The following is a 13,568-nucleotide window of genomic DNA, read 5'->3' as shown; positions in this document are numbered from 1 at the left end:
ACTTATTGAGAAGCCTATTATCAGACTCGATCCAATTCGCCTGCGAGGTTAGCTGTCGGGTTCGGGCTGGAATGTGCCCTTCCATATGGTTCACCCCTGTGTGGTTGACTTACCACATGTTGGGTCCCCCGCTCCATAAAGGATTCGGCATTGTTTTTTACGATTCGAAAATCATTTTACTCTTGAGAATAATGGTTGTAAAGATATTTTCATGAAATTAACAATTTAAATTAATCCTGGTAAAAGACTTTTCCAAGGACATCCTTGGCTCCCGTAATGGGAATTACGCTCCCAGTGAGGAAGCTGGATTGGTCCTCGCATAGGAATGAAATGACTCGGGCAACATCATCTCCGGTTCCAGGTCTTCCAACAGGAGTCGTTTGATCGTTCGTCTCCTGGGCATCCTCGATCCTTTTCTCTTTCCATTCGCCGATGATATCTCCTGGGCATACCATATTAGCAGTGATGCCATTTGCCGCTTCTTCCAATGCGATTGTCTTGGTCAGGGAAGCAACAGCGGTTTTGGCTGCTGCGAATGCAGATCTGTAAATCCATCCGGGAGCAGTATCCACTCGATCAAATCCATATGTAATTATTCTTCCCCAATTTCTTTTTCTCATTATTGGGAGGATTTCTTTAGTTAAATAAAATACACTATTTAAGTTTCCGTTGATAATATATTGCCATTGATCTACATCATATTCATCCACTGATTTCCGCTCCTTCACATAAGGTCCTGCATTATGGACAAGGATATCAATGGATGGGAAGATTTCGAGTATATCTTCCACTAAACCGCGGCAATCTTCATGGTTTGAAATATCTCCCTTGAAGGAAGCCGCCCTCACATTATATTGTTCATTTATTGAAGCGGCTAATTCCTTTGCCTGCCTCTCGCTGTTTCGATAATTAATGGCCACATTCACACCGCTGGCAGCTAAAGCCATCGCAGTCATCTTTCCAATTCCCTTTGCTCCCCCGGTTATTAGTGCTGTTCTTCTTATCAACTGAATCCTCTCCATCAATCATGCTTTTTGTTTTATATTATCATAAAATCCCACATCAATTTGCAACTGTGAACACTCTTTACAAATTTACATTTTCAAGCCATTAATGAATAGCCCTCCAATTGATGCACATACTAATTAAATATCAATCATTACAATGCAGCACAATTCCCACGAGTCTTCTCCATAAAAAAACAGCCCCTGCTAAAGCAGGGACTGCGGAGTGATATCTAAATTATTTTCCGATGAATTCTTGAGTCCAATAGTTGCCGTCCTTAACATATCCTACACCAATGTGAGTGTAGTCAGGGTTAAGGATATTTTCACGGTGACCTTGAGAATTCATCCATGCAGTAACAACTTCCTGTGGAGATTGTTGACCCATTGCAATGTTTTCACCTGCAGAACGGTAGTCAATTCCCCATTTTTTCATCATATCGAACGGAGAGCCGTAAGTTGGGCTTTGGTGATCGAAATAATGGTTGCGCTGCATATCTGCAGACTTCTCACGCGCCATGTTGCTCAAGTTTTTATCAACTTTCAAAGGAGATAATCCACGTTGAGTACGTTCTTTATTTGTTAAGTCAACTACTTGTTGTTCAAATTGGCTTAAAGAGCTGTTTTGATCCGCACTTGCTTTTTGCTGTGTGTCAGCAGGCTGTGCTTGTGATTGCTGCTGTTTGGCAGGGGCAGGCGTATTTTGAGTCGCTTTAGGAGCCTCTGCTTTTGGTGCAGCTTGAGCTGGCTGAGCTTGCTCTTGTTTTTGCGGCTGTTGCTGAGCTTTTTGCTGAACTTGCTTTTGAACTTGTTCAGGAAGCTGGAAATTATATTTTACATTATATTTAGATAGTATATTTTGAACCCAAGCATTTGCTTCTTGGACATTATTTGTTTTTAATTGATAGAGTTTAACATTCTGAGCTTGCGCTTGCGGGCAATTAGAATTTGAAGCAGCGTCGGCTTTACCGATACCTGCTAATGGAGATGCTAATAATGCAAGTGAAGCTGCAGTTGATAATAAAGCTTTCTTATTCATAAACTGAATTCCTCCCTTAGATGTTTGAGTGTTTGGTGTTGCCTTGCTTGCTACACTCAAATCATATCACGGGTTTTTCGTAATAATCTTGGGAGGATATGTAAATAGTAGCTTGTGAGTATCCAAGAATAGCATTTTCATAGCAATCAATTCACTAGGATAAAAGAAACCTTTATGATTTCAAGGTTTGTAGAATAGACCAGTTGATTTACTTTCATTTCATCAAATGTTAAATTGAAGATTCCGCTCCAAAATTTAACGTAAAATTATATTTGACACGTTTTTCTTAGGTCAAGTTTTATTTCTTTTTTTACGTATATGTTACAAAAGTAACGGTTTGTTTCAGCCTTTTGGCCTATTTATTTCCACTGATCTTACATATTTTGTAAACAAAGTGATTATTTATATTCATTTCCTCATTTCTTCAAGAATATCAGTGTGAAGCTTGATTAATTCCAGTTGAAATTCAGAGGATATGGTACTTTCCAATATCCTTTTCACTGCGAAGTAATATTTTTCCTCTTTGCTTTTTCTCAATCTGGGATGTGTGGATTCATCGAGCAAATCCCTTTTGATGGCATCAGTCAAAATGAACGAGCTGCTTTCTTCCGGCAGCTCCAGCAAGCGATTGTTCCATAGCTTGCGGTAGGCTTCCAACAATTGTTTCATATTCACGGCGACAGCCCCTTTTACATATTTTTTGAAATTAAACAAACACTAAATAAAAAATGAGGAGGTAGATAGGATGACTTCACCATATCGTTGCCCGAACTGCAAGACAAACCGTACCCGTTTTAATATTATACAGCAGATTCCTCAAGCAGTGAAAATGGACCCTCAAACGGGAGACGTGGTTCAACAATATGAAAGCAATGAACTCGAACCCTTCCATCTTGCCTATAATGGCCCTGAAAACAAGATACAATGCGCCGCTTGCGGACTGGTTGAAGATGAAAGGACATTCATCAAATTCGGGGAAAGCAAATCATAAAATGAACTTGAAAACAGCCCCCTCCTTAGGTGCCAGGCACCAGTGGAGGGGGCTGTTTTGTATCAGCTTGTCTGAGATCGAAGGGTTGGTTTATCTTCTTCCTTTATAATTGTTTCACCTTTATTGGATTGCCTTAAAGGAATCTCCTTCATGAACAGCGTCAAACAAAATGCAGCTGCAATGATCAACGCACCGATGAAGAACACATTCGTTAAGGCGAAGCTCAAGGCTTCCCTCGTGAACGCAAGCAGGTGCTCGAGCAATTGCTTCATTTCAGGAGGGAAGCCAGCAGTTGCTTTCTCAAGTTTTTCCGGATCCATCAGAAGCTGTGGATCCTGCAGAACACTTAATTTCGCTTTCATTGCTGGCGGGATTGCATCTGTTCCGCCTTGGGCCTGATGACCAAGTTCTTTCATTTTCTCAGTCATCTTAGAGTTCATGACAGTTCCAAGGACTGCTACTCCGACGGTTCCGCCAATTTGTCTGAACAATTGAGCTGATGCCGTAGCAACACCAAGATGCTTATGCTCGACCGCATTTTGGATCGTCAAAGTAAATACAGGGAAGCTTAAGCCAAGTCCAATTCCGACTGTAATCATATTCATGACCGCTCTATAATTGGAAGTATCAGCGCTCATCTCTGATAAAAGGAATAATCCACTGCCCATGATCAGTAAACCAGCCAAAGCAATGATTTTATACTTTCCTGTCTTGGTGATCAATTGCCCGCCAATGGCACTCGCCACTACCATACTTAAAGTCATCGGCATCATGACAAGCCCAGACTTCGTTGCCGAGGTGCCGATCACCCCTTGAACGAACATCGGCATGTACATAATGGCACCGAACATACCAGCTCCCAATAGGAAGCCGATCAAATTTGAAAGGGAGAAAATATTGTTTTTGAATAATGCCAATGGCAGGACCGGGTTACTTGCTTTATTTTCAATAATAATAAATAAAATTAATGCAATTATTGTCCCTGCAAATAATCCTATGATTTGTACAGAAGCCCATTCATAATCTTTCCCGCCCCAAGTAAATGCAAGCAACAATGGAATGATTGTCAAGGAAAGCATCAATGAACCGAAATAATCGATCGAACTGTTCCCTTTTTTCGCTTGGGAAGGGAAAAGCGTCCAGATCATGATGAGTGCAACCGCACCAAATGGGAGGAATACCCAGAATACCCAATGCCAATCAGCATTGTCGACAATATATCCGCCGAGTGTTGGCCCAAATACACTTGCCAAGCCAAATACTGCACTCATTAAACCTTGCCATCTTCCACGTTCCCTTGGCGCAAATAAATCCCCAATGGATGCAAAGGCGGTTGACATGATCATTCCTGCTCCAAACCCCTGAATTCCACGGAATACAATCAGTTGAATGATTGTGTTTGAGAAACCTGATAAAAATGAACCTATCGTAAAAATTCCTATACCAATAAGAATGAATGGCTTACGTCCGTAAATGTCAGACAATTTCCCCACTAACACTGCCGTAATCGAGCTGGTCAGCATATAAATGGTAAAAACCCAGCTGTAAAACTTCATACCACCGAGATCTGCTATGATTCTCGGCAATGCGGTTCCGACAATTGTCTGGTTTAATGCAGCAAAAAGCATAGCTGACATGATGGCAAGCATGATAAAAACCTTTTTTCGCTGTTCAAGATGTTCCAAGTAGTTGTTCCCCCTTAATATTTAGCATCTCTAAAAGTTAACATTGTGAAGTATTATTCCGAAAAAACGGCCACTAATCATGGCCATGTTTTGATGCATCCATTTTTTTAAACAAAGTGATAAATTGTTCAACTTCCATTTCTGAAAGGACATCGAATCGATTTTTAAAATATTCGGATTTACGTTTTTCGATTTTGACGATTAATTCTTTTCCCAATGAAGTTAGTATGAGAAACACAACTCGTCTATCGCTGCTGGATCGTTGACGCGATATCAAATCCTTTTCAAAAAGCGAATCCGTGATTGTAGTAATGTGACTTGCTGACACATTCAAGGCTTTCGAAAGATCTGAGGCTTTCACGGTGCCATCATCAATATTCTTAAGGACGATGAATTCATTTGTGCTTAAATACTCGCCCATCAAACTCCTTAGTTCATTCCTCATTTGCCTAAATACTGTTCGAAACAGGGTCTCCAGTTCAAACAATTTATCTTCATTCAAATTAATCAACCTTTCCCAATGGCTAAAAAATACTTAACCAAGTGAACTATTAAATAATATTACTGTTCACCCTCTACGTCAAGCTATTTTTCCGTTTTTTCACTTTTCGAGTGCCCCTAATTCTTTTCGAATCCTGTCTTTGTTCAATCCCTCGCCAATGATGACCAAATTAAGCGGCATTTTCATTTCTTCTTTCAAATAGATGGGCATGCCATATGAATATTGGAATGAGTAAGGAAGCGAAGAATGTTGAAATAAAATGTACCCTTTTAAACGAAAGATGGTATCAGGCATTGATTTCAGCCAGTCTTCAAATTCCTCCAACTCAATGGGCCGATGAAAAGTATAAACCATCGATTGAAGGGACAAATTTTTGTTCAGCTGGGAAGGCTCATATTTTTTGTTTTCAATTCTTTCAAGATTATCCAATTCAACAAAGTTGATTTGTGAATGCTTTGTAAGCAGCACTTTGGCTTCCGCATTGAGCTGCTGCATTTCGAATACAAACGTTCCGCTTTCCATTTCGTTGATTAAGTCCACCTTATTGAGCAAGATAAGGCTTGCATGTTTGATTTGTTCTCTAAGCAAATGCAGCACTTGCGGACTTAAATCAGCCCTTTTTTTCCATCGCAGGGCATCCACAATCGTAACGATCCCTTTAAAGTCAAAGCGGTCTGCAAACAACGGGGACATAATTGAATCCACAACCTCCACAGGATGGGCAGCCCCAGTTGTTTCAATGATCAGTGTATCAAAGGAATAGTTGAACAGCAGTTCCTGTAATTGCGCCTCAAGCTTTTCCTGTATCGTACAGCAGATGCACCCGTCCAGCATTTCAGTGAATGGGGTCCCCTTATCGATTGCATCCGAGTCGATCGATACACTTCCCAGTTCATTCATCAAAACTGCTGGCAACCTGCCTGCATTCTTCTCATATGAAATGAATTCACGAAGCAGCGTGGTCTTGCCGCTTCCTAAAAAACCAGATAAGACATATACATTAATTTTTTTCATTTCTTCCACCAAAACTTTCGTAATTAATATTCTGTATCATTATACTGTATCCGTTAAATTTAGACGAATCCCATGGAAAAGAATTTTTCTCTGATATAATACACTTATGCTAATAAGGAGGCTTACTTATGGAATTTACCGGTGAGAGGATCATCCCTGAACACATGAAAATCACGAATGGAATGCTGCTGGAACATCTTGCAAGGTATCACTTTGCCATCCATTACGCGAAGGGTAGGGTGCTGGACTTTGCCTGTGGCACCGGATATGGCTCCAACATTGCAGCAAAGGCGAAAAAGAAGGTGATCGATGAAATCATTGCGGTTGACATTGATCCTGAAACCATACAATATGCAAAACAACATTACTACCACCCTTCCGTCCGGTACATCACTGGGGATGTAACTGATCCAACTTTGCCTTCCTCCTTGGGTCAATTCGATGTCATCATGAGTTTCGAAACGCTTGAGCATGTCTCCCAAGAGAATGAATTCATGGATAATTTATATGATTTGCTTAAGCCTGGAGGGACGCTGATCGTATCAACCCCATTTGGATCTGGAAGAGGCAAGCCAACCAATGAACCCTTTCATGTCCACCAGTTGACTGAAGATGAATTCAAGGGTTTATTCAAGGGATATAAGAATACTGATTTTTATTATCAAAAAGGTGTCTTGATCGAACCAAAAAGAAAAGGAATACATTATCCGATCGGTATAGCGGTTTGTGAAAAATGAAAAAGCTGTCTCGAATAGGGTCATTTATCATGCCCATTCGAGACAGCCTCATTATTTTCACTTGAGTTTTTCTTGTAAGACTTCTACAGCTTTTTTCACTTGGGTATCGTTATTTATGAGCTTCTCCCGTACTTTATCCATAAGATCCAGGGTTGTATCACCCTTGAGGATACCAGTTACTTCAAGTTTATCCGCTTTTTGAAGCTGCTTAACTGCGGCAGCGGTATTATCGTCATAATAACCATCCACTTTTCCTGGTTTAAGCCCCACTGCCTGCAGCATTTCTTCAGCCGCCTTAACGTCACTGGACACCATGTCTTTTTTCAGTTCCTTATCAGGATTCAGATATGGCAGGTCGGCATAGCTTGGCAGCTTGACTTGGTAATCAGGGACAATGCCCTTTTTATGGATCCAGTCCCCATTCGGCGTCAACCATTTAGCCTCTGTAAACTTAAGGTTGGAACCATCAGGGAAATCCGCTGCAGATTGGACGGTGCCTTTTCCAAATGATTTTTCACCGACTAATGGGATATTGGCAGATTGACTTAATGCCGAGGAGAAAATTTCGGATGCACTTGCACTGCCCCCATCAATCAGCACGGAAACCGGCACATCAATTTTCTTTCCTTTTTCTGCCGTATATTTATCGCGTTTACCGCTTTTGTACTCTACTTGAACAATCAATTTACCTTCTGGAACAAATAGATTGGACATCTTGATCGCTTGATCCAACAGACCGCCTGGATTTTGCCTTAAGTCGATGACCATTCCTTTCATTCCTTGCTTTTCCATTTCATTGATGGCATCTACAAATTCTTTATAGGTGTTTTCGGAGAAACTGGTAACCTGGATCTTGGCAACCTTATTGTCCATCATTTCAGCATGGACAGTATTGATTGGAATATTGTCTCTCGTAATTTTTATATCCGTCGTATCTTCTGTCCCCGGTCTTTGAATCGTCAAAGTGACATCCGTGCCCTTTTTCCCGCGGATCAACATCACCGCATCGGTTGCGCTCATTCCATGGATGCTTTTGCCGTCAACCTTTAGGATCACATCATTCGGCTTGATCCCGGCTTTTTCAGCAGGAGAGCCTTTGATTGGAGATACCACTGTAATGTTTCCGTTCTTTTCCTGGATTTCAGCACCTATCCCTTGAAAGGACGAAGAAATGCTTTCATGAAACTTATTGGCTTCATCCTGGGTCATATAATCGGAATATGGATCGTCCAAAGATTCGATCATCCCATTGATTGCACCATTGACAAGCTTGTCCTGATCTAAGTCTTTATAGTACTTTTTCTTTAGTTCATCATATGTGTCGTAGAGCTTTTTAAACTCCGGACGTTCGGGAACTCCCACATTCACTGCCTTTTCATCGCCGAATGCCAATGCAAATGTTGTGATTCCCGCTGTCGCAAAGACAAGAAAGAACATCAGCATGACAAACGAGAATTTTCTCATTTTGATGAATCCAGAGTTTCCCTCATGTTTTGATTCAACCTCATTTTTTTCATTTTCCAAGACTTTCACCACTTTCGTTCCTATGTACAATGCTGTAATCACTTGTTATATCAGCAACCATCGTTTTGTATAGAATAGCACGTTTTATATATTTTGAACACTTTATCTATTCCGATTGCCCTCAACCACTCAATTTTAACAGTTCTTGACTGAATAAAAAAGTCATGAATGTCCCGTCCCCTCTTTTAGAGACAAAACCGATGTAAAAAAGCCGATTGTCGTTATCGCCAGGAGCGAAAATAAAAATGCATCCTTTCCGATGACCAATGCACCTGTGATGATGATCAGGGAATCCAAAGCAAATATAATGATCCCCACATTCCAACCCTTTGTCTTGCCCACCATTTGCGCCAATAGATCGATTCCGCCCGATGCAGCCTCGGCACGCAGGAGAAGGCCGATGCCTAATCCAACGAAAATGCCTCCCAATATTGAGCTGAAGATAATCGGTAATTTGACCCAAAACGAGATCGGATAAAAAAAATCTATCAAAAAAGATGATAGCAGCATGCCATGAAGGCTATTGAAAAATAATGGCCGAAACGAAAACCAAGCTATAATGTACAATGGAATACTTAAAACAATGACCGACAGCCCCGGCTGGATATGAAATATATAATGAATGATGAGGCCAATGCCAATCATCCCTCCATCAAGTAATTGATGAGGTACAAAGAAAGCATTGATCCCGACTGCAATTAATATACTTCCTATGGTTAAAAGAGTGAATTTTCGAATCTTCTCCATCTCCTAAATGTTTGTCCATATATCATATCTATGTACAAGTCAGCCATTTAAGAAATGAAAAAATGAAGCTGTTCCAAAACTATATGGAACAGCCCAATGTCTCTTATACTTTCTTCACTTGTTGGAAATATTCTTCAAGCGTCCAGTCATGCTCAAATATTTCTTTTGCAGCTTTTACCCCGACATATCTGAAATGCCAAGGTTCATATTCGTATCCGGTTATTCCTTCTTTGCCTTTAGGGTATCGAAGGATGAATCCATATTCATGAGCATGATCATGAAGCCAGATCCCTTCCTTCGTTTGCTCAAAATGCTCTGTCAGCAGGAATTTTTCCTGTTTGCTCGTAATATCCATGGCCAATCCGGATTGATGTTCACTTTGACCGGGAGTAGCAACAGCTTGTACCGCTTTTTCTTTCCCGACATTTTTTATTTCAGCTTGTAAAAGAGCAGATTGGCGCTGATAGGAACGATAACCTGAAGCGGCATAAAGGATGATTCCATCATTCTTTGCAGCGCCGAACATTTTTTCCAAAGCCGAGGCAGCTTCCTCCCTCATGTAGCTTTTTTCAATGTCCTGATCACCAAATGCAAAAGCAACCTTAGGCCTTACTAAATCAGCGGGTGCATAGGTTGATGGCAGTGCAAATTCTTTATTCACTAAAGCCAAGATATTGGACGGGTTTTGAATGACTTTTTGCCCGTTAACTTCCTTGATTTGATTAAAATAAGCGGCTTGTAATGTAGGGCCGGATTCTCCATTACTTTGCCCGCCGCTGCTTTCATCCGCCTGTTGATTTGATTGATTCTGATTCTCCCCATTTTCTGCAGGGGCGCTGTCTTTATGCTCTGTTGAGTCGTCAATTTTCATTTTATCAATGAATGGGATGCTGCACCCGCTCAATAGGACAACTGCTGATGCTACAATCAAAAAACGTTTCATAATTTCACCTTTTCTACTCAATATTCAACTCTTCCATCATACCACGCTGTCCAAAAAATGAAAGCCTGACGTTGTTCTTAATTTTAGTCGATATTTCTGCCATGAGCCGCCTTTTCATACAAACTAAAGGCTGCCTCATCTGGCAGCCTTTGATGATTTATTTATTTTTGATCGCTGCTTCCAATGCGACTTCAATCATATCATTGAAAGTTGTTTGGCGTTCCTCTGCGGAGGTTTCTTCACCAGTTAGGATGTGGTCGCTTACAGTCAAAACGGAAAGTGCATTTCTTCCATACTTTGCAGCCAAAGTATAAAGGGCGGAAGTTTCCATTTCGAGTGCCAGGATTCCATATTGCGCCCATTTTTCATGTTCTGCATTATCGTTGTAGAACATATCTGCTGTAAATACATTCCCTACTTTTAGGTTTAATCCCTTTTCTATCCCCGCATCGTAAGCCCGCTTCAATAAATCGAAGTTTGCTGTTGGGGAATAGTCAATTCCGTTAAATGTTAGCCTATTCATTTGGGAATCTGTCGAGGATGTCATGGCAAGGATGACATCCCTTACTTTAACATCTTTTTGAATGGCTCCGCATGTCCCTACACGGATCAGGTTTTGGACATTATAGCTTTGCATCAGTTCATTGATATATATAGAAATGGAAGGGACTCCCATCCCCGTGCCTTGAACGGAAATTCGGTGGCCTTTGTATGTGCCTGTATATCCGAACATGTTTCGAACTTCATTATAGCAAACCGCATCTTCCAGGAAATTTTCTGCAATATATTTTGCACGCAGTGGGTCACCTGGCAATAGGACCGTTTCTGCAATTTCATTTTCTTTTGCACCAATATGTATACTCATTTCTATTTCCTCCTCTGAATTATTTCAGCACGACTATTGTAAGCCTTTTTAAGAATAGATGCAATGTCCTATGGAGCATGAGTAGCAAAAAGCAGATACGGGCACGATAAAATAGAAATGCCCATTCAAACATTTTCAAAGCAAGGAGAGTAAACTATGGCAAAAAACATGAGCAAAAAGTTAGAACAGGCTGTTCAGCACGCCAATGAAACAAATCCATCAACAAAGCAAAAGACAAAACCCAATTCTTCGAAGAGTGATCGAGAAAAAAGATAGGGGGTCATCATAATGGGAAAAAAGCATAGAAACCGGGTCAATGCACCGAAAAAGAACAATCATATTCCATCAGAACAAATCGTCGCCGAACATGAGGCCCATGCTAAAGAGAACACATCACTTAAAAGAAAAAATGGACCTGGGAACAATTTATAGAATGGCAAAAGAGGCGGCCCTTTCATTGTCAGATGATTGGGCCAGCCTCTTTAATTAATTTCACCTTACATGTACGCGATTGATCGGTACCCATCCGCCCGACTTTAATTGATAATAGTAATGCCCTCTTCTATCTTCATCGATAAAGACAATATCCCCTGTCGCAACAAATCTTCCTTCATAATTGGATGGCATCAAATCAGGTACATTGAATGTCTTAAACAGCTTTTCCAACGCTTCTTCATGTGTTTTGCCTGAAAGTGTCAGCCGAAAAACTTGTTGATACCCTTTTTCTTCCCCGTATCTAGGCGTTTGAAAAATGGTCATATCCATTTTTCTTTCAAGCATTTTAGTTGTTTTCCATTTTTCCAACAACGCCATTCACGTTCACCTCCGATAAAAAGATTTGTCCATATATGTAATATTCAAATTTACTTTTGTCGATTCCTTCGTCATATAATCACTATTTTTGTCGATTGCCCTTGAGTCGCCCAACGTGGGATTATCTCTATACATGTAAAAAGAGGCGGCCCTATTGAAGGATTCCACCTCTTTTCCAAACATCTATCAATCCATTTCTTCATCCTCTTCATCAATTATGCACTTCTCAATCAAATAATCGAAGGTAATATCTGCGATTTCCTCTAATTCTTCCTCTGTAGGTACATAGCCTCTCTTGATCAATTGCTGCAAAAAGAATTCGGCAATTTCTTCTGTATCAATATATACCTCTATTTCACGCATCATATCGCCCCCTATTTTTCTAACATGAAAATTGACAAGTTTCTATAAAATGTATGTTCAAGCTTCCATGGTTATGCAAAAAAAACAGTCATTTATATGGTGGACAAGCATATGATGTATCAAACTTATTAAATGGAGGAAAACAAATGAAAACTTTCTCTCGACTAATCATGGATATCGATAACCCAAATGGCATGGTCATTAAATCCTTTGAAAAATTTTCATCCTATCTGTTTAAGTCTTTTGTTTTCCTGGCGATCCCCATTTTCTTTTACTTTTTCAGTGTTTTTCTTTCTCTTCATTGAGGATTTTGGAAAGATTCATCAATTGCTGCAAGATGTTTTTCTGCTTCTTCTTATAAATGGGATCAGAAAACATGGCATATAAGATTTGATAATCATTAAATGTATCTAACAATCGATCAACATTATCCTGATGCTTATTGGCTGGCTGCGGAAGTAGTTTTGTCTTCTTTTGTGGGTACACCCACCCATACTTTTTAACCACCGTTTCTGCATGCTCGGAATCCGCAATCAAAATGAGTTCATCTTCATCTGCTTCCAGCCATTCCCCATCAATCAGCCTGGTCAATTCATAGATAATATCTTCCCAGGCATCTTCCTTGTACCTCCAGATTTCTGTCCTGAATCCAACAACTTTAAATAAATCATTTCCATAGCCTTTAACTTGAACCAAATCTCCAAAAAAGAATTTATACTCAATATCAATCTGTTCTGAATCCACAAGGCTTCCTTCGTAGTCTGATAATAAAATGAGGCTTTGCTCTGTAAATAAACCTTCATTATAATTTACTTCATATAAAAATTGATCATCCAACTCTTTAATATTGGTTACCTTGCCTACAGTTCCATATAATGTGACCACGATGGTATCCCCAATTTGAAACTTAGGTGTCTGACTCTTATCCATTTCCTCCCGTCCCCTTTATGGTACCTACATAAAGATATTTTTATTAGTATATGCAAGAATGAATCGAACGCTTACTTGAATAGCTGATTTTTACAAAATTACATGGAAGTAAAAGAAATACCCCTCAGCCTTTTCAACAGAAATGAATCGATTGAGAGGCTGCGGGGTACGTTATTTTTTATTTTCTGAAATCAAGTAATCATCCCATGCGTCGTCAAAAATGGCCATGGACTCCAGATACTGCCCATTCAATTCGAGATAAGAGCTCAGTTCATGATAATCATCTGAATTTTTTGGAAACCCATGATCATCATACGCATCATTTGCAAATTTTGAAATCGAATCCTTTGGCTCAGGATGCCTGTATTTTAATAAGAAATGATAAAAGGATTTATTCATGTTAGAACGCCT

At 40.0% G+C, this 13,568-nt stretch carries 17 protein-coding genes and 1 riboswitch; of the genes, 3 read left to right on the top strand and 14 right to left on the bottom strand.

All coding sequences use genetic code 11. The annotated features are described in order from the left end of the window. Positions 1-22 precede the first annotated feature (22 nt). A riboswitch (cyclic di-AMP (ydaO/yuaA leader) is annotated at positions 23-160 on the bottom strand. A gap of 70 nt (positions 161-230) precedes the next feature. From D9X91_RS12035 to D9X91_RS12025, 3 genes are all read right to left on the bottom strand, one after another. Next, positions 231-1,007 (bottom strand): SDR family oxidoreductase, encoded by a 777-nt coding sequence (locus D9X91_RS12035; RefSeq protein WP_121680870.1) that lies wholly within the window; start codon positions 1,005-1,007, stop codon positions 231-233. Positions 1,008-1,242: 235 nt separating this feature from the next. After that, positions 1,243-2,043, bottom strand: a complete 801-nt coding sequence (locus tag D9X91_RS12030) for a CAP domain-containing protein (RefSeq protein WP_121680869.1) — start codon at positions 2,041-2,043, stop codon at positions 1,243-1,245. Between the two features lie 408 nt (positions 2,044-2,451). After that, on the bottom strand, positions 2,452-2,712 hold the full coding sequence (locus D9X91_RS12025; protein ID WP_121680905.1) for a hypothetical protein: 261 nt from the start codon (positions 2,710-2,712) through the stop codon (positions 2,452-2,454). A gap of 76 nt (positions 2,713-2,788) precedes the next feature. Here D9X91_RS12025 and D9X91_RS12020 point away from each other — a divergent pair, with 76 nt between their 5' ends. After that, positions 2,789-3,034, top strand: coding sequence for a DNA alkylation repair protein (locus D9X91_RS12020; RefSeq protein ID WP_121680868.1), 246 nt, complete (start codon positions 2,789-2,791; stop codon positions 3,032-3,034). A 62-nt stretch (positions 3,035-3,096) separates the two neighbouring features. Here D9X91_RS12020 and D9X91_RS12015 read toward each other — a convergent pair whose 3' ends face one another. From D9X91_RS12015 to D9X91_RS12005, 3 genes are all read right to left on the bottom strand, one after another. Further along, the gene (locus tag D9X91_RS12015) at positions 3,097-4,719 is read right to left on the bottom strand and encodes an MDR family MFS transporter (protein WP_121680867.1); all 1,623 of its coding nucleotides are present in this window, start codon (positions 4,717-4,719) and stop codon (positions 3,097-3,099) included. A 73-nt stretch (positions 4,720-4,792) separates the two neighbouring features. Further along, positions 4,793-5,221 (bottom strand): MarR family winged helix-turn-helix transcriptional regulator, encoded by a 429-nt coding sequence (locus D9X91_RS12010; RefSeq protein WP_233569777.1) that lies wholly within the window; start codon positions 5,219-5,221, stop codon positions 4,793-4,795. Between the two features lie 99 nt (positions 5,222-5,320). Continuing rightward, on the bottom strand, positions 5,321-6,235 hold the full coding sequence (locus D9X91_RS12005; protein WP_121680866.1) for a CobW family GTP-binding protein: 915 nt from the start codon (positions 6,233-6,235) through the stop codon (positions 5,321-5,323). A gap of 128 nt (positions 6,236-6,363) precedes the next feature. On the opposite strand from D9X91_RS12005, the gene D9X91_RS12000 reads away from it, so the two are divergent. After that, entirely contained in the window at positions 6,364-6,972 is a 609-nt protein-coding gene (locus tag D9X91_RS12000; protein WP_121680865.1) for a class I SAM-dependent methyltransferase, read from the top strand. 57 nt (positions 6,973-7,029) lie between these two features. Here D9X91_RS12000 and D9X91_RS11995 read toward each other — a convergent pair whose 3' ends face one another. The 4 genes from D9X91_RS11995 to deoD form a co-directional block, all read right to left on the bottom strand. After that, positions 7,030-8,496, bottom strand: a complete 1,467-nt coding sequence (locus D9X91_RS11995; protein ID WP_407644189.1) for a lmo1851 family serine protease — start codon at positions 8,494-8,496, stop codon at positions 7,030-7,032. Positions 8,497-8,658: 162 nt separating this feature from the next. Continuing rightward, positions 8,659-9,243 (bottom strand): YitT family protein, encoded by a 585-nt coding sequence (locus tag D9X91_RS11990; RefSeq protein ID WP_121680863.1) that lies wholly within the window; start codon positions 9,241-9,243, stop codon positions 8,659-8,661. Positions 9,244-9,346: 103 nt separating this feature from the next. Continuing rightward, complete coding sequence (locus D9X91_RS11985) at positions 9,347-10,186, bottom strand: D-alanyl-D-alanine carboxypeptidase family protein (RefSeq protein ID WP_121680862.1); 840 nt, start codon at positions 10,184-10,186, stop codon at positions 9,347-9,349. A 157-nt stretch (positions 10,187-10,343) separates the two neighbouring features. Further along, on the bottom strand, positions 10,344-11,051 hold the full coding sequence (deoD, locus tag D9X91_RS11980) for a purine-nucleoside phosphorylase (RefSeq protein WP_121680861.1): 708 nt from the start codon (positions 11,049-11,051) through the stop codon (positions 10,344-10,346). Between the two features lie 288 nt (positions 11,052-11,339). Here deoD and D9X91_RS22730 point away from each other — a divergent pair, with 288 nt between their 5' ends. Further along, positions 11,340-11,483 (top strand): hypothetical protein, encoded by a 144-nt coding sequence (locus tag D9X91_RS22730; RefSeq protein ID WP_199738102.1) that lies wholly within the window; start codon positions 11,340-11,342, stop codon positions 11,481-11,483. Between the two features lie 60 nt (positions 11,484-11,543). Here the strand turns inward: D9X91_RS22730 and D9X91_RS11975 are convergent, their stop codons facing one another. The 4 genes from D9X91_RS11975 to D9X91_RS11960 all read right to left on the bottom strand — a co-directional run bounded on the left by D9X91_RS11975 (position 11,544) and on the right by D9X91_RS11960 (position 13,556). Continuing rightward, complete coding sequence (locus D9X91_RS11975) at positions 11,544-11,864, bottom strand: YodL domain-containing protein (protein ID WP_121680860.1); 321 nt, start codon at positions 11,862-11,864, stop codon at positions 11,544-11,546. 186 nt (positions 11,865-12,050) lie between these two features. Beyond that, on the bottom strand, positions 12,051-12,227 hold the full coding sequence (locus tag D9X91_RS11970; protein WP_121680859.1) for a YozD family protein: 177 nt from the start codon (positions 12,225-12,227) through the stop codon (positions 12,051-12,053). A 279-nt stretch (positions 12,228-12,506) separates the two neighbouring features. Then, positions 12,507-13,157: a hypothetical protein gene (locus D9X91_RS11965; protein ID WP_121680858.1), complete on the bottom strand. Its 651-nt coding sequence runs from the start codon at positions 13,155-13,157 to the stop codon at positions 12,507-12,509. 171 nt (positions 13,158-13,328) lie between these two features. Next, positions 13,329-13,556, bottom strand: a complete 228-nt coding sequence (locus D9X91_RS11960; protein WP_121680857.1) for a YozE family protein — start codon at positions 13,554-13,556, stop codon at positions 13,329-13,331. Positions 13,557-13,568: the final 12 nt, after the last annotated feature.

The organism is Falsibacillus albus, from assembly GCF_003668575.1.
GTDB lineage: Bacteria > Bacillota > Bacilli > Bacillales > DSM-25281 > Falsibacillus > Falsibacillus albus.
The sequence above is the reverse complement of the archived record's forward strand: the minus strand, read 5'-3'. Positions and strand labels throughout refer to the sequence as shown.